Here is a 19,882-nt window from a genome sequence, read left to right as displayed (position 1 = left end):
GCAGCGACATGGGTAAGCTCAGCATCCGCAACGTACACAAGACTTTCGGAAACAACGTCGAGGTTCTCAAAGGTATCGACATCGAGACCAGCGACAATCAGTTTCTGATCCTGGTCGGACCTTCCGGCTGCGGCAAATCAACCCTGCTCAATATCATCGCCGGTCTGGAGGCATCCACCGGCGGCGACATCCACATCAATGACCGCCGGGTCAACGATCTCAGTCCGCGCGATCGCGACATCGCCATGGTGTTCCAGTCCTACGCGCTGTATCCGAGCATGACGGTGCGCCAGAACATCCTGTTCGGTCTGCAGATCCGCAAGGTCCCGCGGGAAGAACGGGAACGCACTCTCAAGGACGTTGCCGCCATGCTACAGATCGACCACCTGCTCGAGCGCAAGCCGCGCGAACTGTCCGGCGGACAGCGCCAGCGCGTGGCGATCGGCCGCGCCATCGCACGCGATCCGGCGCTGTTCCTGTTCGACGAGCCTCTGTCCAATCTGGACGCCAAGCTGCGCGTGGAAATGCGCGACGAACTCAAGCGCCTGCATCAACGCATTCAGACCACCATCGTTTATGTCACCCACGACCAGATCGAGGCAATGACTCTGGGCGACCTGATCGCGGTCATGAACGACGGCCAGATCCAGCAGCTCGGCTCGCCGCAGGAAATCTACGACAACCCAGCGAATCTTTTCGTGGCCGGTTTCATCGGTTCGCCCTCGATGAACTTCATTCCTTGTGAGATCACGGTCGACGATCAGGGTGCGGGACTGCAGATGCAGGAAGGCGACAACCGATTGGTGATGCAAGCGCCAGACCATGCCCAGGCTGCATTGCGGGAGCGCAACGGGCAAAAGGTCATTCTCGGCATACGCCCCGAGCAGATCACCCACAAACGCGTTTCGCAGCTCGACGAAGCCGACACCCGGCTGATGACGGCCACCGTCGACATCATCGAGCCGACCGGGCCAGACACGCTGATCTTCATTCACCTAAACGATACAAAGGTCATTTGCCGCGTGCATCCGCCGGAGGCCAAGCAGCCCGGAGAGCGTATGGAACTGCTGTTCGATCTGGCCAAGGCCGTGTTCTTCGATCCTCAGACCGAGCAACGTATCGCCTGAGCATACTGTTATGCTGTCGCTCATGCGCAGAGGACAGCTAACAGAATTCCCCACCAGCACACCTTCGGCCCATGGCGGGGTATTTTGAGGTGGGTTCCAAAAAACTCGAACCGACTGCCGCATCAGGCCCTGCATTGTGGCCGTCGGATGAATACGACGAACAACTTTCGCGGCTACGAAGCGCCGTAGGCCAAAGCGTGTATCTGGTCGAAGCACGTTTCGACGCACAGCACGTGTCAGCACGCATGTCCGGTACACCCTACGAGCTATTGGCCATCGTCGACTTTCCGCGCCCCGACCCGGCGCATCATCTGTATCCGCACATACTGCTACTTGATGACGGACGCGGCGTCAATCTGGGGCGTATTCTGAGGGTGAGCCGCGACCGGCCCTACGCACCATCTGTCGAAGCCTGCCTGTTCGAAAACCGGGCCCTGAGAAGCAGAATACTGCCATCCCGGCGCCGTTTGAGCGTCACACTTATCCGGCATATCGCCAAACACCAATTGGGCGAACTCATCGCTGCCCCGCAAGGCGCCTTATCTTCTTCCGAAGAACCGAACGACGACTGATGCCAGCTCGCCCCCCCATTACTGCTATGTCGTTTGCTATCATCGAGCGGAAATAACGCCGCAAAACCACGCCCGCCATCAAGCCGAAAAAACATGCCAAGACACCGCACGCCGCCGGTGACCGACACCGTCGACCGTCAAACGCGCGACGACGACAAGAGTCTTCCGCGGATCAGGGAGCTTCTGCCTCCCAATCGCGACATCATCAAGTGCCATGCCGATACGCCGCTGCACGAAGCGGCCTCGTTGATGCAGCACAACCGATGCAGCTCCATCGTCGTGATCGAGGGCGACCAACCTGTCGGGATCTGGACCGAACGCGATGCGCTGCGCGTCGACTTCGAAGATCCGCAAGCGCTGAACACCCCCATCCGCCAGGTAATGAGCGCACCAATCCTGACCATAGATTCGGATGCGCCACTGGCGGCCGCATCCGAGCGCTTCCGGGACGGACACGTCCGTCATCTGCTGGTGGTCGAAACCGACGGCAGCATGAGCGGCGTAGTCTCGCAAACCGACGTCGTCCGCCACCATGGCCTTGAACACTATCTCAGCTTTCGCACGGTTGGCAGTATCCTGCACGGCGAAGCCGAACGCATCGGCCGCGACACGCCGCTCAGCGAGGCCACCCGGCGTATGCACGAGGCACGAACCGACGCCGTATTGGTTTCACTGGCCGACAGACGCTGGGGCATACTGACCGAACGCGACCTGGTACGGCAGATCGCCGCACGCAGGGGGAACCTCTCCGTCGGAGAACTGGCGACACAGCACCTCGTCACCGTCACGCCCGACACCAGCCTGTATCAAGCGCGCAGCCTGATGAGCGAGCGCCAGATACGGCACGTCGGCGTGCTCGACGATGGCGAGCTTATCGGTCTGCTGAGTTTCACCGACCTGCTCTCCGGCCTCGAACTCGCCTATGTGGATGAGCTGCGCCAGGCCGATCAAGCGCTGGCCGTGTCGCAGCGCAATCTGCGCCTGACCGAAAAGGTCATCGAGAACTCGCTTGAAGGGGTAGTGATCACGAACGCCGACGGCGTCATCGAACAAGTCAACCCTGCCTTCACCCGACTGACCGGATACACACAGGAGGAAGCGGTCGGGCAGCGTCCCTCCCTGCTCAGTTCGGGCAGGCACGACAAGACGTTCTACTCCGCAATGTGGGACTCGATCAATCGTTTCGGACACTGGCAGGGAGAAATCTGGAACCGGCGCAAGAACGGCGAGATATATCCGGAGCTGCTGACCATCACTGCCATCAACGGCGAGGACGGTGCGCTGGAGCACTATGCCGCACTATTCAGCGACATTTCCGAAATCAAGAAGACCGAACAGCAGATTCGCCATCTCGCCTACTACGATCCGCTGACCGACCTGCCCAACCGGCGCCTGTTCTATGATCGGCTGTCCATGGCCATCGCGCATGCCCACCGCCACCGCCAACAGCTCGCGGTGATGTTCGTCGATCTCGACCGCTTCAAGAACATCAACGACACGCTCGGACACAATATCGGCGACAACATGCTGGAGCACGTGGCACAGCGTCTGCGCCGCTGCGTGCGCGAGGATGACACGGTCGCCCGCACCGGCGGCGACGAGTTCCTGATCCTGTTGCCGGACACACCGCATTACGACGATGCGGCGAACACCGCCCGACGAATCGTCGATGAACTGACCCGTCCCGTGCATGCAGCCGGACGCGAACTGGTGCTAACCTGCAGCATCGGCATCGCCTTCTACCCCGAGGACGGCGACAATCTGGACACCCTGATCAAGAATGCCGACATCGCCATGTATCGCGCCAAGGAACGCGGGCGCAATACCTACCGGCTGTTCACCGCCACCATGGACGGACAGGTGCAACGCCGGCTGCAGTTGGAGACCGGATTGCGCCAAGCACTGGAGCACGATCAGATTCAAGTGCATCTGCAGCCGCTGGTGGACGCCGTCTCCGGTACGACCGTGGGCGCCGAAGCCCTGGCGCGCTGGCATCACCCTCAGTGGGGAACTGTCCCTCCGGACGAGTTCATCGCATTGGCCGAGGAAACCGGCCAGATCCAGACGATCGGCCAGCACATTCTGGAACTTACCGTACGACACCTCGCACTCGGCGGTGTACCGATCGCGGTAAACCTGTCACCGACCCAGCTTTCCGACCCGAACCTGTTAGGAAACATCTGCAACAGTCTCGAGCGCGCCGGCGTCGCGCCCGGCCAACTCGGCCTGGAAATTACCGAATCCGTACTCATGACGGACGCCGAAAGCCACGCTTCCTTGCTGGAAGCGATGCGGGGAAAGGGCATCCACGTCTCGATCGACGATTTCGGCACCGGCTATTCGTCGCTGGCGTACCTGCGCCGCTTCCCGCTGGACTATCTGAAAATAGACCGCAGCTTCGTCGAGGAATTGACCGACAGCGCCGAAACGCGCGCAGTCGTCTCGGCCACCATCAATCTGGCCCATGAACTGCGACTGAAAGTGGTCGGCGAAGGGGTGGAAACTCAGGAACAGGCCGCTTGCCTGCGTCAAATGCGCTGTGACGTGCTGCAGGGAAACCTTTTCGGAGCTGCCGTGCCGTCGGAGGATTTCGACCGCCTCTACTGCCGACCAGCCGTGGGCTGAAACCGCAGGACCACACTCCATGTCCACACTCAGCGCGGCGAGTTCCCGTTTACAACCGTGTGAGTTCCTGCTCGATCTGATGCTCCAGGTACGGAAAATCGGGAATCGTCACCGACTGACCCTCGATCTGGACCGTTGCGGCGACCCCCGGACAAAGTATCGGCGTGGACACGTCATCGGTCAGCACATCCTCGGCGCTCACACGCACCGGATGCGGAATCGCCGACAGCGGCACGGCGTAGTAGTTCAGGCCGACGATATGCTCCAGCGCGTACAGCACGGCGTAGCGGTGAATCCCCTCCACTTCAGGCGCCAAGTACCCGCACGCAACGCCGGGATCTATCACAGGCACCTGTTCGCCGCGCCACTCGAGGAAACCCAACAGCCATGTTTCCGCAGAACCGGACGCACTCATCGTCTGCTGCGGAATCACTTCTGCCAGAATTGCCTGCGGCGCGGCTACGCGCAGTCCGCTGGCGATGTCCAATATCAGCGTATTGAGTTTGCTGATAGCCATTCAAAGACTCTCCGGGTGGTACTGCATCGTACGTGGCCTCATGCCTGCGCCCTGCGCTCGCGCAACAGGCCGCGAATGCTGTCGAGCAGGTCGCTTTCCTGATAGGGCTTGCCGAGATAATGGTCGACGCCCAGTTCCCGGGCACGCTGGCGATGTTTCTCACCGCTGCGCGAAGTAATCACGATGATCGGTATTTCGCGGAAGCGGCTGTCGTTACGCACGTGCGAGGACAGCTCGTAGCCATCCATGCGCGGCATTTCGATGTCGGTCAGCAGCAGGTCGGGCTTGCGTTCATCGAGCTGCGCCACCGCATCCATGCCATCGCGCGCCGTCATCACGTCGAATCCGTTGCGCTCCAACATACGCGAGGTGACCTTGCGGATGGTGATCGAATCGTCGACCACCATGATCAACGGCTGACGCGACTCCTCTTCGGCTTCGGCAGGCTGTGCAGCCCCGGTCAGCAGCGGCTGCGTACCGGCCAGGCGCACCAGATCGGAAGTATCCAGGATCAACACCACGCGACCATCGCCAAGGATGGTCGCGCCGGCAACGCCGCGCAGATGAGCGAATTGCGGTCCCATGGCCTTGACCACGATCTCACGGCTGCCGATCAGGTTATCGACCTGCACCGCAACGCGATGTTCGCCGGAGCGGATCAGCAACAGCGGATAGAACACGCCATCCTGGTCCGGCAGCTGGGACGTCGTCCCTCCGAGCAAGCTCTCCAGCGCTTTGACGTCATAACGCGTCCCCAGGTACTCGTAACTGGGCGTCTCCTCGGCATAGATCTCGCGCAGCTGCGCGATGGGCATGCGCACCACGCCCTCCACACCGGACAACGGCAGGGCGTACAGGTGCTCTCCCGCCTGCGCCAACAGCGCCTGGGTGATCGTCAACGTGAACGGCAGGCGCACCACGAAGCGCGTGCCCCGGCCGGGCTCGGAATCGATCGAAAGAGCGCCACCGAGCTGTTTGACCTCGCGCACAACGACATCCATGCCTACGCCGCGGCCAGCAATCTGGCTCACTTCGCCTGCCGTCGAAAAACCGCTTTCGAGAATGAGTTGCACCACCTGCTCGTCATCGAGCTGCGCATCCTCCGGAATCAGCCCCTGGCGCTGCGCCTTGGCACGCACAGCTTCGACGTCCACGCCGCCGCCATCGTCCTGCACCGTCACGACGACTTCCGAACCTTCGCGCGCCACGCTCACGCTGATTCGCCCGGCCTCCGGCTTGCCGGCCGCTTCACGTTCGGCCGGCGTCTCAAGACCGTGCGCAACAGCATTGCGCAGCATATGTTCCAGCGGCGCGATCAGGCGATCGAGCACCGAGCGATCGACTTCGCTCTGCTCTCCCACGAGCTGCAACTCAGCACGCTTGCCGAGTTCCGTGGCAGTCTGACGTACGATGCGGCGCAGCCGGGGCGCAAGGCCGCCAAACTGCACCATCCGGCTGCGCATCAGCCCGTCCTGCAGGTCGGTACTTACACGCTGCTGCTGCAGCAGGAGGGTCTCGGCGTCGCGCACCTCCTCGCCCAACAGATCCTCGATGCTGACGAGGTCGTTCAAACTTTCGGCCAGCGCGCGGGATAACTGCTGAATATTGGAATAGCGATCCAGTTCCAACGGATCGAATTCGACACGTGCGTCCGTCTCCTCCTCTTCGCCGTGTTCCATCTGAAAGCGATAGAGAATCTGTGCCTCGGTTTCCAGTTCCAGCTTGCGTAGCTGGTCGCGCAGGCGGCTGACCGTCTGGCGCAATTCGTTGAGGTTGAAACTGAAGCCGCTGATCTGCTGTTGCAGGCGGGCGTGGTAGATATTCACCTCGCCGGCGTGGTTGACCAGACTGTCCAGCAGTTCGGCGCGTACGCGTACCTGCTCACCCCCGTGGACCGGACCACTGGACGATGCCGCCACAGGCGTTTCCGGCGCCCCCCCTTGCCCAACGACCGGGGTTTCTTCGACGACGTCCGGCTCAGGGACAGGCACGGACTCGGTTTCGGGCACTGTTTCCGGCGATTCCTGCTTGGCGGAAGCGGCCTCGAAAATCGGCGGAGAAGACTGCTGCACGGCCTCGGCCGGCACGCTCTCCATCTCCCGAACCGGTTCCGGATCCGGCTGCTTTTGGACCTGGACTGCGGCTTCCTGCTCCGGGGCAGACTGTTCGACAACTGCCTGCTCCGGGTCTACCTGCGCCGCGGCGACGGCGTGACCGGCAAGGCCGGCGATCAAACGCGTCTGCGGATAGACCGACTCTCCGGCCCGCGCCTGCTGCAGCATGTCACCGAGTTGGTCCAATGCCTCGTGCAGCAGCGCGAAACCTTCGACGCCGGGCGCGCCGCCGCGTTCGGCGATACGTGTGATAAGCGTTTCCAGGGCATGCGTCAGATCGCCTATGGTCGAGAATCCCGCCATGCGGGCGCCGCCCTTGAGGGTGTGCAGCTCGCGCTGCAGCGTCTCGATCGAAGTGTAGGCCTCACCGGAGCCGCTCTCCCAGGCCTGAACAGCAGCATCCGACCCAGCCAGAAGTTCGTCGCCCTCGTCCAGGAAAATCGCCACCAATTCCTCATCCAGAGCCTCTGGATGATCAGGTGTTTCCAGCTCCATCGGCTCCAGAACGACCGATTCGGACTCTGCCTGAGGCTCCTCCGGAGCGGGTTCGGACTGCAGTGCCATGCCGGCAGAATCAAGCTCTCCGACATAGGTATCCGCGGCGGAAGGCCCATCCGCCGCAACGACTGCGAGCGCCGGCGCGGTGTCTTCGGTGTCTTCGCGCCAGTCGAGCGAGGCGTCCTGTTCGGCGGCAGCCATTGCAGTTTCGGCATCGGCCGCACTGGCAATCAGCGTATCGCTCGCATCCAGGCCACCCAGTGCTTCTTCGATTCGTACAACGAGATCGCCGGTGTCGGGTAGCGGGGTCCCGGCATCGGGCAGAACCTCCAGCGTTGCCTCGGTAGTTGCAACCGCATCCTGGAAAATACCCAGCATGCCCTGCGGCAGCGGACGACCCATTTTCTGCAGACTCACCGCGAGAGACTCCAGCGGAGCGAACACGCTGGACAACGAACCGAGGTCCGCCGTCCGTGCGCTGCCGTTCAGCGTATGCAGCGCAATCACCATCGAATCGTCGATCAGCGAAGGCGCGCCACTACCCTGCGTGGCGCTGAGGTAATCATCGATGACGGCAAGATGCTGACGCGCCTCGCGCGTGTAGATATCGAGCAGCCCCGGATCGATGTGTGCCGCCGGCTCTTCGGGGGCATCCTGCGGCTGCGCCGCGCCGGCAACACGCTGCGCGTCCGGTTCATCGAGGTGTATCTCGGCCAAGGCCATATCGTCCGGGACCGCATCCGTCTGCATCTGGTCGTCATCCGGAGTCCCGTCAGCCGACATCAGCTCGGCCTCGGCCTCGATCTCGCCCGACTCATCCTCTGTCCGGGGCATAGCGGCAGCGTCCGCCCGGCGCATCAGAGCAACCGGATCGCCATCCGGCGCCTGGCCGTCGTTGAGCTGGCCGACCATTTGACGCAGCATCGGCAAGGCTTCTTCAAGCAAGTCGAAATGCTCATTGCGCAACTCGACCGTCTGGTCAATTACCCGATTGAGCATGTTTTCGAACGCCCAGGCGAATTCCCCAAGCAAGTCCGCTCCGGCCAGCCGACCACTACCCTTGAGCGTATGGAAACTGCGCCGAATCGAGGTTCTCGCCTCCTCGTCAGCATGATTGGCACGCCACTGCGGTAACAACTCGGCAACGCGGTCGATCTCTTCCTGCGCCTCCTCCAGAAAGATATCCAGGATTTCCGGATCGGCATCCTCTCGCACGGCTTCGAGCCGCTGGCGGGGGTCCGCCAGCGCTTCGTCATCGGCCGACGTCTCCGGCGTATCGACAACGCGAGGCGGCACTTCAGTGATGGCGGGAAGGCCGAAGTCCTCGGCCTCGGAACCGATATCGGTCGCCGGCAGAGTCTCCATTTCGAAGGCATCGATCTCTGCAGACCGCGATACTTCCGGAAGTTCGTCGACAGGCCGCGGTTCCGCTGATGTCCCCGCAGACTCCAACGGCGCCGGGGATTCAGATTCCAGCGGTACGTCCGCAGATTCCAAGCGCGCCAGCGCCTCGTCGGCACGCGGCAGGAACGCTTGCTGTTCGGGACGTTGCTCGGCTCGCGATTCGAGATACATCTCGACCGCCGTGATCGCTTCGGCCAGCGCATCGATCCATTCCGGCGAGGAAGTGGCGGCATCGCTCAACAGTTCTCTGATGCGCTGATCGACCGCTTGCAGACGCGGCAACGGCGATGTGATGCCAATCAGCTCCAGCGCCGCAATGATGCCGGCGAGAACCTTCGGTGCCTCGGCGAGTTCACCCCGCTCTTCCGGTTTGGCCAGATACGTCAGCAACGCGTCCTTGACGCGGTTCAGTTCGCGCAAAGCCTCGCGCACGCCGGCAGCTGTGATCTCATTGCTGACCACCGCCACGTCGCTGCCTTCGCCGCCGCGCCTTCGTTGCAGCAGATTCTGCAGTGCCTGCTCGGTCTGCAGCATCGCCGAAGCCAGCGTCATCAGCATTTCCTGATCGACCGCGCCGCCGCCCTGCGCTACACCGTCGATACGCGCCGCCTGCTGAGCCACCAGTTCCCGCGCCTCGCCGAGGCCAAGCATACTCAGGGTATCGGCAATCTTATGCAGGCGTGCGGCAATCGCGGCGAAATCCGCAGCCTGCGTATCCTCCGCATGCGTGTATATCTCAAGCTGGTCGCGAATCTCGGCCAGATCCTCGCGAATTGCCGCGCTGACCGTTTCCAGCAACTTGATATTGGGCGCTGACAGTTCACGCCGCGCAACTTCCAAGCCCCCCTCGCCAGGCAGCAAGGTATCGAGATGGAAGGTCTCACGCACCGCCTGCGCGCGGGGCCCCTTGGACTCGGCCCGGGCAACGTAGAACAACAGATTCTTCAGCAAATCAGGGGCGAGTTCGCGCGCACAAGCCGCCTCGCCCTCCTTGATCATCCGACGCATCTCGCGATCCAGGCGCCCGAGCAGCACCTTGATCGCAACGGGCACGGCCTGCTGCTCGTCCAGCGTTTCCACCAGCGCCGAGGCAACCCACCACAAGCGCCGTAGGGCAACCTGACGCGAGGAGGCTTCGAGCGCGCCGAACACGTCGATCATCCGCGCCAGTGCGCTCGCTTGCTGTTGGTCGCGGAAGACATTGAGCAGGCTAAGCTGGTAGCCATGTCGTTTCGACTGCGCCACCGACTCCGCCGAAGCAGTCTCGACAGTCACCGGAACCGGCAGATCCTCGTCCGCGGCAAGGTCGGGGACGAAAACCACATTCTCTGACAACAATTCGGCGTCGCGCGAAGCACGCAGATCATTCAGCAACGGCAGGATCACAATCGGCGTATCTGGATGCCCCGACTGTACATACTCGAGATAATCGGGGAGTTGCAGAACCGCCGTGGAAAGCACGCCCAACGCGGCATCTCGGTTGCTCACACGGTTTTCGAGCAACGCATCGATAAGCGCCTCCATCTCCTCCGCGAGCAACACCGCACCGGAAAGATCGACGACCTGCAGGGTGCCCCGAACCTGACGCAGCACCTGGGCGGCAGCGCTGATCAGATCCTCCCGATCCTGCTCCTCGACGTAGGCTTCTAGCGACTGGCGCGCACGGTCGAGCAATGCATCCAGCTCGGGCTTGACCCAAGCCAGTGCGTCGTACTCGACAGATACATCGTGCTTCATTGCTACCCCTATCTCGTTGATCCTACACCGGGGTTCATCCCAATCTCACGCAACGTTGCTCAGGCCGCGGCTTCGTCGCCTTCACCCTCCGCGTCATCGAGAACGAAAGTCGCCACGTCCTCGCTGTCGGGCAGCTTGAAGCCGGCCACCGATTTGCGCAATTCGGCCGCCAGAGAGGTGAGCTGGCCGATGGACTGCGCGGTTTCGTTGGTTCCGTCGGAGGTCTGCATCGTGATCTCCTGGATCACGTTCATGGTGTTGGTAACGTTGGCCGCCACCGCCGCCTGCTGGCGTGCGGAACTGGCGATGGTCATGATCTGCTTGGCGAGCTGATTGGACACGCCCTCGATCTCCGTCAGCGCCTCGCCGGCATCCTCCGCCAACTGACCACCCGCCACCACGTTGGCCGTACTCTGCTCCATCGACAGCACGGCCTCGTTGGTATCAGCCTGGATGGTCTTAACCAGCGCCTCGATCTGGCGCGTCGCGTTTGCCGAGCGTTCCGCCAAGCGCTGCACTTCGTCCGCCACCACCGCGAAGCCGCGGCCCGCCTCACCTGCCGCCGAGGCCTGTATCGCCGCGTTGAGCGCGAGGATGTTGGTCTGGTCGGCGATATCGTTGATCAGACCAACGATGTCGCCGATCTCCTGCGAACTTTCGCCCAGGCGCTTAATACGCTTGGAGGTATCCTGGATCTGTTCGCGGATGGTATTCATACCGTCAATAGAACGGTGCACCGTTGCGGTACCCTTGGCCGCGATTTCGACCGATTTCTTGGCCACGTCGGCGGAGTTCATGGCGCTGCCGGCCACACGTTCGATCGAGTCGGCCATATCGGTGACCGCCGCCGAGGCCGATGCGATCTCCCGCGCCTGGTGATTACTCGCATCGGCCAGACGCAGCGCGGTGGTCTGCGTCTTCTCCGAAGCCGTGGCAACCTGCACCGAGGTCTGGTTGATGGTGGTGACCAGGCTACGCAGCGCGTCGATGGCGTAATTCACCGAATCGGCGATGGCGCCGGTAATGTCCTCGGTCACCGTCGCGTGCACGGTGAGATCGCCCTCGGCCAGATTGGTCATCTCGTCGAGCAGACGCAGGATCGCGCGCTGATTACGCCGATTCTGTTCGCTGGTCAAGGCCAGTTCGCGCTTCTTGTCCGAGACCAGCACCAAGCCCAGCACGACCAGGGTAATCAGCGCCAGCGCACCCAGCACGTAACCGGCAATGTTGAACTTGCTCAGCCCCCGGTTCTCCGCGACGATCGCCTGTTCCAGATTCGTGGAGGCCGTCAACAAGCCAGTGGTATTGTCCTGCAGGGCATTCACCGCCTGCTTGGCGGCGAACAGCTGCGGCGCTTCGCTGACGATGGCATTGACGTGCCCACTCAAGGTGCTGAGCACCATCGCCAAGTCCCGCAGCTTGGCCCGCGCCTGGGCATCCTTGACCTCAGGAATATTAGCCAGCTTGTCACCGTCGAGGATCACGTTGTAGGCATGCGCCACGCCGCCGAGTTCGGCCTGCGAAAGCTTCAGGTCAGTCGCCCCCGTCAACATGCCCTGCATGACCTTGCCGTACAGATTGACGCCGTTGCTGAAGCCGGCCAGCGCGGCCGAGCCCCCCTGGCCGGAGGTGAACAGGAGACGATTGATGCTGTTCTGGATACGCTGAGCCAGGAAGGACTGGCGCTGAGCCATGTACACCAGGCTGGTCGATGCGCCGGTGGCGATCAGACGGTTGGTAACCTGATCGGAGAGATCGAAGAACTGCGGCATCAGCTTATTGACCTGATCCACATAACTCGTGATAGAAGACACCGATTTCTGCGCTTCGAGGATCTGTTCGATCTCCTGATTGGCGCTGTTCCACAGCCTGTCGAGGTTGCCGAGGCTGTCGCGTACGGATACCGGCGCGTCGTGCGCCAAACCGCCCTTATGAAGTTCCTGCACCAGCCCGACAAAGCGTTCGCGCAAGCGCTTGATCTGATCGAAGCCGCCTGCCTGCCCGCTGGTCGCCTCGAGACCTGCGGTAGCGATCTGCTGCGACAGCAACTGCTGCTGGGAAGCCACCCGAATGTAGTGTTGATTGTCGCGCTGCTGCATCGCGGGGTATATGAACGAAGCACCGGTCAGAGCGATGGAAACCGCGAGCAATCCCCACAGAAACCAAAGCTTTTTAGTGCCTGCGACACGAGGCCGATCGGCTTTGTCTGGCGCCTTCATCTGCAATTCTCCCAAACTGATGATGAAACGGGCCGACGCCCGTTATTCGTCCCTCTGCCCGGCTGCGGTCCGCCGCACGCCGAAGCGTTTCGCTCAACTACGCCCGCTTAGGCGGCAGCGTTTTGAAATTCCGCGTTCGTGACCAGCGCGTTGGCATCGAACACCGGCCAAATCTTGTCTTGTTCGTAATAGGCGTCATAGACATAAGGCTGCAATGCCGGCCGTAGCTCGGGTACCGATTCGGCCTGCTGGTCAAGCCAGAAATGACGCATGCCGTACACCGCATCGACCCGCAGACCGACCAGGCTCCCGGCATAGCGGATCACCAGCAAACGCCCCTGCGCTGCGACATCGTCGCCGAACAGGAAACGCCCAAGGTCCACCACCGGCAGCAGATTGCCGCGCATATTGGCCAAGCCAACTACCCACGGCTTGACGCCGGGAATGGAGGAAACCGGCGGCATATCGACGATTTCCGCCACCTGTTCGATGGGCATGACCAGTTCGAAGCCGCGCAGGCGGAAAAACACGCCGTTCCACTGCCGACGCTCCTCCTCGTGCACCGGCAACCCCGGTGCGGCAACCCGACATTTGCGCTCGATCTGCACCAGCAGGTCGAAGGGCGATTGTACGACTTCGGTCATGATCGACTCAGGCCCGTAGCAGGCCGTTGACCCGCTCGACCAGATCCTTTTCCTTGGCCGGTTTGACGATGTAGTCCTTGGCGCCCTGGCGCATAGCCCAAACCTTGTCCGTTTCCTGGTCCTTCGTCGTGACCATGATGATCGGAATGGAAGCCGTATCCGGCTCGCGGGCGAGCTGGCGGGTTGCCTGGAAACCGTTCAAACCGGGCATGACAACGTCCATTAGCACCAGATCAGGCTTCACGCGCTTGGCCAGCTCGACGCCCTCTTCGCCGCTCTGCGCTCCAGTGACCTGGAAACCGTGTTTTTCGAGCATGCCCTTGATGACATGCAGTTCGGTGGGTGAGTCATCGACTACCAAAATATGCGCCATCGCTTTGTCTCTCTCGGGAGGCTCAATGCCAACACTAACGCTTTAAAGTTTTTTCTCAGCCGGTTCCCTCGGGAACCGTTCGCTACAGCGACGCCGTACGCCTGAGGTTCATGCCTATGCGCCCGGCCTCCGTTCACAGACCCGGCAGGATCCCTGCCTCTATCAAGTGAAGCGCCTGATGGCTTCCAACAGATCGTCCTTGGTAAACGGCTTGGTCAGGTATTCTTCCGAACCGACGATGCGGCCGCGCGCCTTGTCGAAGATACTGTCCTTGCTCGACAGCATGATAACCGGCGTTTTCCTGAAGGCATTGTTCTGTTTGATGAGCGCGCAGGTCTGATAGCCGTCGAGCCGCGGCATCATGATGTCGACGAATATGATATCGGGCCGAAATTCGGCCACTTTGGACAGCGCCTCAAAACCATCATTGGCGGTCTCGACCTCGCAACCCTGCTTCTTGAGCAAGGTTTCAGCCGTTCGCCGGATGGTTTTGCTGTCGTCTATGACCATGACCTTAAGCGACGCCTGTCCGTTGGACACGGCGGCCGAATCGGCTTGGCTTGCGTCGTCAATCACGCTCAAATCCCATTCGCCCTCGGGCAATAACGCCCATATAACGGGCTCGAATGTACTCCAAGTACCACGCATTCGCAAACGCCCCGCAGGGCGCAGAGCGTACCGTCGCGACTGCTATACTGGCGACCTTCACACCCCACGCGTCAACCGAGGCAGACTCAACGATATGAGCGCGCGCAGAGTAGCCGTCCTGATGGATCCCATCAGCGGCATCAACATCAAGAAAGACAGCACCTTCGCCATGCTCCTGGCCGCGCAACGGCAAGGCTGGTCGCTGCACTATCTCGAACAGGGCGATCTCTATCTGCGCGACGGGCGGGCCTACGCCAGCACCAGCCCCCTCAGCGTGAACGACGACCCGTCCGGCTGGTTCCAGCTGGGCGCCGCAGAGGATGCGCCGCTGGCCCAGATGGACGTGGTCCTGATGCGCAAGGACCCGCCCTTCGACCTCGAGTTCATGTACACGACCCATCTGCTCGAACTCGCCGAACACGAGGGCGTACTGGTGGTCAACCGTCCCGCCAGCCTGCGCGATGCCAATGAAAAGCTGTTCACCGCCTGGTTTCCGCAGTGTACCGTGCCGACGCTGGTCAGCCGCGACATGCAGCGTCTACGGGATTTCGCCGCGCAACTCGGCGACGTCATTCTCAAACCGCTGAACGGCATGGGCGGCGAGTCGATTTTCCGCGTGAAGGCCGGAGACCCCAACACCAACGTCATCCTCGAAACCATCACCGCTCGCGGCACCCGCACCGTGATGGCCCAGCGCTTCATACCCGAATACGTGGAAGGCGACCGCCGCATCCTGCTGATCGAGGGCGACCCCGTACCCTACGCCCTGCTGCGCATTCCTGCAGCCGGCGAGTCGCGCGCGAACCTCGCCGCAGGCGGTCGCGGCCAAGGCGTCGAACTCAGCGAACGCGATCGCTGGATAGCCGCAGAGGTCGGCCCCGAACTGGTGCGCCGCGGACTGATCTTCGTCGGCCTCGACGTCATCGGCGGCCAGCTCACCGAAATCAACGTCACCAGCCCCACCTGCATTCGCGAACTCGACGCTCAGTACGGCATCGACATTGCCGGTCAACTCATGAAAGCGATCGAAGCCCGCCTCCGCTGAGGTCTCTACACTTTCGACCGTCCCCGCTTTTTGGACGGGAGCTAGCCCTCACCCGGCGGCTGTCGTTTGCCGCGCTCCCAACGCTCCACCGCGCTCTGCCGCCCATCGTTGGGTTCGCGGCGGATGATGCGCTGGAGAAAAAGGTTGTTCGGCACCATCAGCGTGCTGCCGTCCTCTTCCCGGATCACCGTGAACATCAGGCTGCGATCGACCGTCCGTCCCTTGATGCCGTCCGGAATGAGTTCGATGCGCTCGCCGAGTTCGTGCGGACGCCAGATCCAAATAAAAAACTGGCGGTGATGTTGCTCACCATGGTCCAGACCGCCAGCAGACCGACGCCGATCACCGCCAACGTACTGACCATCAGCGTCCACAGACCGTTCACATTGACCCCGAGGTGGCGCAGAGTCAGCAGCACCACAGCACACCGGCCGACACGCGCTGCAACGTCAGCGCGGTCTCCGCCGACATCGGCGTATGCTGACTGGCCCGCGCCAACGCGCGGCTCAATGCGCGCTGCACCAACATGACCAGCACCGCACCGATGATGAAGATCAAGACCGACGGCAGCAGTTGCTGCCAGTTCGGCAGCCATTGCGGCAAATCGAGTCCGAATACGCTCACGACTGGGGCACCGCCTCAAAGCGCAGCGCAGCTGAATTGATGCAGTAACGCTCCCCGGTCGGCGGGGGGCCATCGGGAAACCTATGCCCGAGATGGGCGTCACAACTGGCGCAGCGCACCTCGGCGCGAACCATGCCGTGACTGCTGTCCACCAGATCACGAACCGCCTCCGGCGACACCGGCTGCCAGTAACTCGGCCAGCCGCTGCCGGAATCGTACTTCTCATCGGAACGGAACAAGGGTGCGCCACAGCAGATGCAGTAGTAAGTACCGGATTCGTGATGATCCCAGTAACAGCCACTGAAAGCCGGCTCGGTACCGCCTTCGCGAGTGACGTGATACTGCTCGGCAGTCAACGCCTGGCGCCAGCGTGCATTACGCAGTTCCTTCTCTGTCATGCTGAACTCCTGATGGCCGACCCCGGACTCCCGAGTATCGGCGTTCTGAAGAGGTTTCACGGACGACGCGACACCGTCGCCACGTGGTTAGCGCAGCGTGGAAGCAACGGCGAGTTCACGCTGCCAGGCTTCGAACAGCGCCGGATCGGCGGCTGCGAGTACCGAGCGCGGCCCGGGATCAGGCTGGAATACCGGCTCGCCCTCGAGCGTAGCACTGACCCCGCCCACTTCCGCCGACAGCAGGCTACCCGCCGCATAATCCCACAAACGCACGCCACCGTGCAGATACACATGCCCGCGGCCGGCAGCCAGCCAGACCCACTCCAGCGCGCAGGTGCCCAGATTGCGCTGCGCGCTGACGCGCTCAAGCCGCGGCAACAGCTCCTCGCGCCCTGTTTGCGCCAGCAGCGCCTCGACGGTCTTGATATCCATCTGCGGCAAACTCGCACCTCCCGTAGCCATTAAGGACAACGAATCCCCGTTCGCCGGGCAGGCAGCAGTTGCCCAGCGCATTTTGTAACCAGACACTCCAAAGATTCGACAAACTCGCCGCATCGTCAAGCGCACGACTTTGCACGATGCGCATCCACGCCCGGGCTCGCACACGACTCGGGAACAGCGCCGCTAATTGGTACACTGCCATCATGACCGAACTACTCCTCGCACTGCTGGCCGCCATGGTCTGGGCCTGGGTGGACGCCCTGCGCGCCCGGGAGGCGGCCCTGCGCGCCTGTCGCCGCACCTGCGAACGCCTGGGTCTGCAGTTGCTGGACGAAACGGTCAGCCTCCGCCAGCTGCGCCTGCGCCGGGACGCCGACGGACGCGTACGCCTGCGGCGGTGCTACGGCTTCGAATACAGCGAACGCGGCAACGAACGCCGCCAGGGCGAAGCCGTTCTGCTCGGACGGCGCGTCGAATCCGTGCGCGGTGACTGGATCGAAGGAGAGACTGGTGAGACGCGCCGAACCGACGGGACCGACACACAGCGAGTCCCGCAGCGCCCTCACGTGCCCGCCGACTTCGTTCCCGGCAACGACGATGAGGCGCCACAGACCGACAACGTGGTGCGACTGAGCGATTTCCGCGCGCGGGCGACGACCTCCCGGGATCAGCGAGGTTAGTCTTGGCTCACCACATCATCGAAGGCGTCCTCATCCTGCTGACCTGCTCCGTGCTGGCGGTGTCGGCCTTCCGGCGTCTTCGCCTGCCGTCCATTCTTGGCTATCTGCTGGTCGGCGTGGTGGTCGGACCGCACGCGCTCGGGTTGCTAGACGACAGCGAGCTGATCCATCTGCTGGCCGAAATCGGCGTGGTCTTCCTGTTGTTCACCATTGGCCTGGAATTCTCGATCAACCAATTCTGGTCTATGCGCCGTGTCGTGATCGGCCTCGGCGGTGCGCAGGTCGTGCTATCCAGCGCTATCGGCGCGCTGATCGCCTGGATGTCCGGCCTGAGCTGGGCCGGAGCCGTGGTCGCCGGTGGCGCCCTGGCGCTCTCCTCCACTGCCATCGTCGTCAAGCAGCTTGACGAACAACTCGAACTCCATTCACGCCACGGCCGCCTGGCGCTCGGCGTGCTGCTGTTCCAGGATCTCGCGGTGGTGCCCTTCCTGGTAGCCATACCCATTCTCGCCAGCGGCCAGTTCGACGACATGTGGCAGCAATTCGGCCTGGCCCTGATCAAGGGCATCGCGGCGCTAGGCATCATGCTCGCCGCCGGGCGCTGGATCATGCGCCCGCTGTTCCACGGCGTGGCCGCCGCCCGCTCCAGCGAACTGTTCACGCTCAGCGTACTGCTGGTCACCCTCACCGCCGCCTGGGTCACCTACCTGCTCGGCCTGTCGCTCGCGCTGGGCGCTTTCCTCGCCGGCATGATGCTCAGCGAGACCGAATACCGCCACCAGATCGAGACCGAGATCCGCGCCTTCCGCGACGTGCTGATGGGCGTATTCTTCGTCAGCATAGGCCTGCAGCTGGATATCAGTGCACTGCTCTCGGTCTGGCCCTGGGTGCTGCTGATGCTGAGCGGACTGATCGTCGGCAAGGGCCTGCTGATCATGCTGCTCACGCGCCTGGCCGGCTACGAACCCGGCGTCGCCCTGCGCACCGGCATGGCGCTCGCCCAGGGAGGCGAGTTCGGCTTCGCACTGCTCGCCCTGGCCCTCAACCGCGGCCTGCTCAGCGCCGAAAACAGCCAGGCCATCCTCGCCACCGTCATCCTGAGCATGGCGCTCGCGCCCCTGCTGCTGCGCTACAACGGCCGCGTCGCCAAGGCCCTGTTCGCCCGTTCCTACATCAAGAGCCGCATCACCCAGACCCGCCAGCTCGGCTGGGCCGCGCGCGAGGTCAGCGATCACGTCATCCTCTGCGGCTTCGGTCGCGTCGGCCAGAATCTGGCGCGCTTTCTGCGCAGAGAGAATATCGAATACGTTGCCCTCGATCTCGATCCCTACATCATCCGCGATGCATGGGAAGCCGGCGAACACGTGTTCTACGGCGACAGCACGCATGGCGAGATCCTGCGCGCGGCCGGCCTGAGCCGCGCCCGCCTGCTGGTAATCACCTTCAACGAGGCACATACCGCTGAGCGCATTATTCTGCAGGCGCGCAAGCGACGCGCCGATCTGCCGATCCTGGTGCGCACCCTGGAGGAACGCGACATGGAGCGCCTGGAGGCGGCCGGTGCCACCACTGTCATCCCCGAAATCCTCGAAGCCAGCATGCTCATCGCCCGCGCGCTGCTCGAACGCCTCGACATCGCCCAGGAAGAGATCGACGAACTCATCGAACGCGAACGCGCCGACCGCTACCGCAGCCTGCGCAGCCGCTTCGGCGGCGAGACCGAACAGCTCACCGAAGCCCTGCACAGCGTCACCATCCACGCCGGCAGCGTGGCCGTCGGCAAGACGCTGCGCGACTTCGATTTCGAGGCCAGCGGCGTACACGTCGAAGCGCTGCGCCGCGCCGGTATCCGCGGCGAGGAGCCGGATCCCGAGTTACAACTGGAAAGCGGCGACGTGCTCGTTCTTCGCGGCGATGCAAAGGCGCTGACACGCATGGATACGGCCCTGTCCCGCCACACCGTGTAGAACCGCCGCCGCGGATGGCCGGCAGTGAGATTAGCGCGATGACAATTCCCCTGCAGCCCAGCGCGCCAGGGGATGCAGTCCGCACTCCTCGTGCCGGGCGCATTCGGCCAACGCCGCCCGCATGCGCGGCGCCCAGAATGCGTCGATGTGCTCCAGCACGCCCCGACGCGCCCGTTCTTCGGGGTATGCGGCAAAATACGCAGCGATCTGATTGGCCATCACCACCAGCTTTTCGGTCTGCATTTCGTT

At 62.6% G+C, this 19,882-nt stretch carries 17 protein-coding genes; 6 read left to right on the top strand and 11 right to left on the bottom strand.

What is annotated here, in order from left to right; translation table 11 throughout:
- Positions 1-8 precede the first annotated feature (8 nt).
- From ugpC to P8014_RS00845, 3 genes are all read left to right on the top strand, one after another.
- Positions 9-1,127, top strand: coding sequence for a sn-glycerol-3-phosphate ABC transporter ATP-binding protein UgpC (gene ugpC / locus P8014_RS00855; protein ID WP_337815412.1), 1,119 nt, complete (start codon positions 9-11; stop codon positions 1,125-1,127).
- Positions 1,128-1,198: 71 nt separating this feature from the next.
- Entirely contained in the window at positions 1,199-1,699 is a 501-nt protein-coding gene (locus P8014_RS00850; protein WP_337815411.1) for a hypothetical protein, read from the top strand.
- A 93-nt stretch (positions 1,700-1,792) separates the two neighbouring features.
- Positions 1,793-4,324, top strand: a complete 2,532-nt coding sequence (locus tag P8014_RS00845) for an EAL domain-containing protein (protein WP_337815410.1) — start codon at positions 1,793-1,795, stop codon at positions 4,322-4,324.
- Positions 4,325-4,373: 49 nt separating this feature from the next.
- Here the strand turns inward: P8014_RS00845 and P8014_RS00840 are convergent, their stop codons facing one another.
- The 6 genes from P8014_RS00840 to P8014_RS00815 all read right to left on the bottom strand — a co-directional run bounded on the left by P8014_RS00840 (position 4,374) and on the right by P8014_RS00815 (position 14,406).
- On the bottom strand, positions 4,374-4,841 hold the full coding sequence (locus P8014_RS00840) for a chemotaxis protein CheW (protein WP_337815409.1): 468 nt from the start codon (positions 4,839-4,841) through the stop codon (positions 4,374-4,376).
- Between the two features lie 38 nt (positions 4,842-4,879).
- Complete coding sequence (locus P8014_RS00835) at positions 4,880-10,594, bottom strand: Hpt domain-containing protein (RefSeq protein ID WP_337815408.1); 5,715 nt, start codon at positions 10,592-10,594, stop codon at positions 4,880-4,882.
- A gap of 59 nt (positions 10,595-10,653) precedes the next feature.
- Positions 10,654-12,813 carry a methyl-accepting chemotaxis protein gene (locus P8014_RS00830; protein ID WP_337815407.1) on the bottom strand — a complete coding sequence of 720 codons (2,160 nt, stop codon included), beginning with the start codon at positions 12,811-12,813 and terminating at the stop codon, positions 10,654-10,656.
- 107 nt (positions 12,814-12,920) lie between these two features.
- Positions 12,921-13,457 carry a chemotaxis protein CheW gene (locus tag P8014_RS00825; protein ID WP_337815406.1) on the bottom strand — a complete coding sequence of 179 codons (537 nt, stop codon included), beginning with the start codon at positions 13,455-13,457 and terminating at the stop codon, positions 12,921-12,923.
- A gap of 7 nt (positions 13,458-13,464) precedes the next feature.
- Positions 13,465-13,830 (bottom strand): response regulator, encoded by a 366-nt coding sequence (locus P8014_RS00820; RefSeq protein ID WP_337815405.1) that lies wholly within the window; start codon positions 13,828-13,830, stop codon positions 13,465-13,467.
- 162 nt (positions 13,831-13,992) lie between these two features.
- Positions 13,993-14,406, bottom strand: coding sequence for a response regulator (locus tag P8014_RS00815; RefSeq protein WP_337815466.1), 414 nt, complete (start codon positions 14,404-14,406; stop codon positions 13,993-13,995).
- A 166-nt stretch (positions 14,407-14,572) separates the two neighbouring features.
- On the opposite strand from P8014_RS00815, the gene gshB reads away from it, so the two are divergent.
- On the top strand, positions 14,573-15,523 hold the full coding sequence (gene gshB / locus P8014_RS00810) for a glutathione synthase (RefSeq protein WP_337815404.1): 951 nt from the start codon (positions 14,573-14,575) through the stop codon (positions 15,521-15,523).
- 41 nt (positions 15,524-15,564) lie between these two features.
- On the opposite strand, the gene P8014_RS00805 is transcribed toward gshB, so the two are convergent.
- The 4 genes from P8014_RS00805 to P8014_RS00790 all read right to left on the bottom strand — a co-directional run bounded on the left by P8014_RS00805 (position 15,565) and on the right by P8014_RS00790 (position 16,977).
- Positions 15,565-15,897, bottom strand: coding sequence for a mechanosensitive ion channel family protein (locus P8014_RS00805; RefSeq protein ID WP_337815403.1), 333 nt, complete (start codon positions 15,895-15,897; stop codon positions 15,565-15,567).
- Positions 15,898-15,931: 34 nt separating this feature from the next.
- Entirely contained in the window at positions 15,932-16,147 is a 216-nt protein-coding gene (locus P8014_RS00800; RefSeq protein ID WP_337815402.1) for a hypothetical protein, read from the bottom strand.
- Positions 16,144-16,545 (bottom strand): peptide-methionine (R)-S-oxide reductase MsrB, encoded by a 402-nt coding sequence (gene msrB, locus P8014_RS00795; RefSeq protein WP_337815401.1) that lies wholly within the window; start codon positions 16,543-16,545, stop codon positions 16,144-16,146. Before msrB ends, P8014_RS00800 begins: the two co-directional genes overlap by 4 nt.
- A gap of 87 nt (positions 16,546-16,632) precedes the next feature.
- Positions 16,633-16,977, bottom strand: a complete 345-nt coding sequence (locus P8014_RS00790; RefSeq protein ID WP_337815400.1) for an inositol monophosphatase family protein — start codon at positions 16,975-16,977, stop codon at positions 16,633-16,635.
- Between the two features lie 212 nt (positions 16,978-17,189).
- On the opposite strand from P8014_RS00790, the gene P8014_RS00785 reads away from it, so the two are divergent.
- Together P8014_RS00785 and P8014_RS00780 are read left to right on the top strand one after the other, a co-directional pair.
- A complete protein-coding gene (locus tag P8014_RS00785; protein ID WP_337815399.1) occupies positions 17,190-17,666 on the top strand; it encodes a DUF3301 domain-containing protein in 477 nt (158 codons plus the stop codon).
- 2 nt (positions 17,667-17,668) lie between these two features.
- On the top strand, positions 17,669-19,633 hold the full coding sequence (locus P8014_RS00780) for a monovalent cation:proton antiporter-2 (CPA2) family protein (RefSeq protein ID WP_337815398.1): 1,965 nt from the start codon (positions 17,669-17,671) through the stop codon (positions 19,631-19,633).
- Positions 19,634-19,663: 30 nt separating this feature from the next.
- Here P8014_RS00780 and P8014_RS00775 read toward each other — a convergent pair whose 3' ends face one another.
- Entirely contained in the window at positions 19,664-19,876 is a 213-nt protein-coding gene (locus P8014_RS00775) for a formate dehydrogenase subunit delta (RefSeq protein ID WP_337815397.1), read from the bottom strand.
- Between the last annotated feature and the right edge of the window lie 6 nt (positions 19,877-19,882).

This window comes from Acidihalobacter sp. (assembly GCF_037381185.1).
In the GTDB taxonomy this organism is placed as follows: domain Bacteria; phylum Pseudomonadota; class Gammaproteobacteria; order DSM-5130; family Acidihalobacteraceae; genus Acidihalobacter_A.
The sequence above is the reverse complement of the archived record's forward strand: the minus strand, read 5'-3'. Positions and strand labels throughout refer to the sequence as shown.

Coding starts and splice junctions, on each gene's coding strand:
- ugpC (WP_337815412.1), top strand. CDS start 9: ATGGGTAAGCTCAGCATCCGCAACGTACACAAGACTTTCGGAAACAAC.
- P8014_RS00850 (WP_337815411.1), top strand. CDS start 1,199: ATGGCGGGGTATTTTGAGGTGGGTTCCAAAAAACTCGAACCGACTGCC.
- P8014_RS00845 (WP_337815410.1), top strand. CDS start 1,793: ATGCCAAGACACCGCACGCCGCCGGTGACCGACACCGTCGACCGTCAA.
- P8014_RS00840 (WP_337815409.1), bottom strand. CDS start 4,841: ATGGCTATCAGCAAACTCAATACGCTGATATTGGACATCGCCAGCGGA.
- P8014_RS00835 (WP_337815408.1), bottom strand. CDS start 10,594: ATGAAGCACGATGTATCTGTCGAGTACGACGCACTGGCTTGGGTCAAG.
- P8014_RS00830 (WP_337815407.1), bottom strand. CDS start 12,813: ATGAAGGCGCCAGACAAAGCCGATCGGCCTCGTGTCGCAGGCACTAAA.
- P8014_RS00825 (WP_337815406.1), bottom strand. CDS start 13,457: ATGACCGAAGTCGTACAATCGCCCTTCGACCTGCTGGTGCAGATCGAG.
- P8014_RS00820 (WP_337815405.1), bottom strand. CDS start 13,830: ATGGCGCATATTTTGGTAGTCGATGACTCACCCACCGAACTGCATGTC.
- gshB (WP_337815404.1), top strand. CDS start 14,573: ATGAGCGCGCGCAGAGTAGCCGTCCTGATGGATCCCATCAGCGGCATC.
- msrB (WP_337815401.1), bottom strand. CDS start 16,545: ATGACAGAGAAGGAACTGCGTAATGCACGCTGGCGCCAGGCGTTGACT.
- P8014_RS00790 (WP_337815400.1), bottom strand. CDS start 16,977: ATGGATATCAAGACCGTCGAGGCGCTGCTGGCGCAAACAGGGCGCGAG.
- P8014_RS00785 (WP_337815399.1), top strand. CDS start 17,190: ATGACCGAACTACTCCTCGCACTGCTGGCCGCCATGGTCTGGGCCTGG.
- P8014_RS00775 (WP_337815397.1), bottom strand. CDS start 19,876: ATGCAGACCGAAAAGCTGGTGGTGATGGCCAATCAGATCGCTGCGTAT.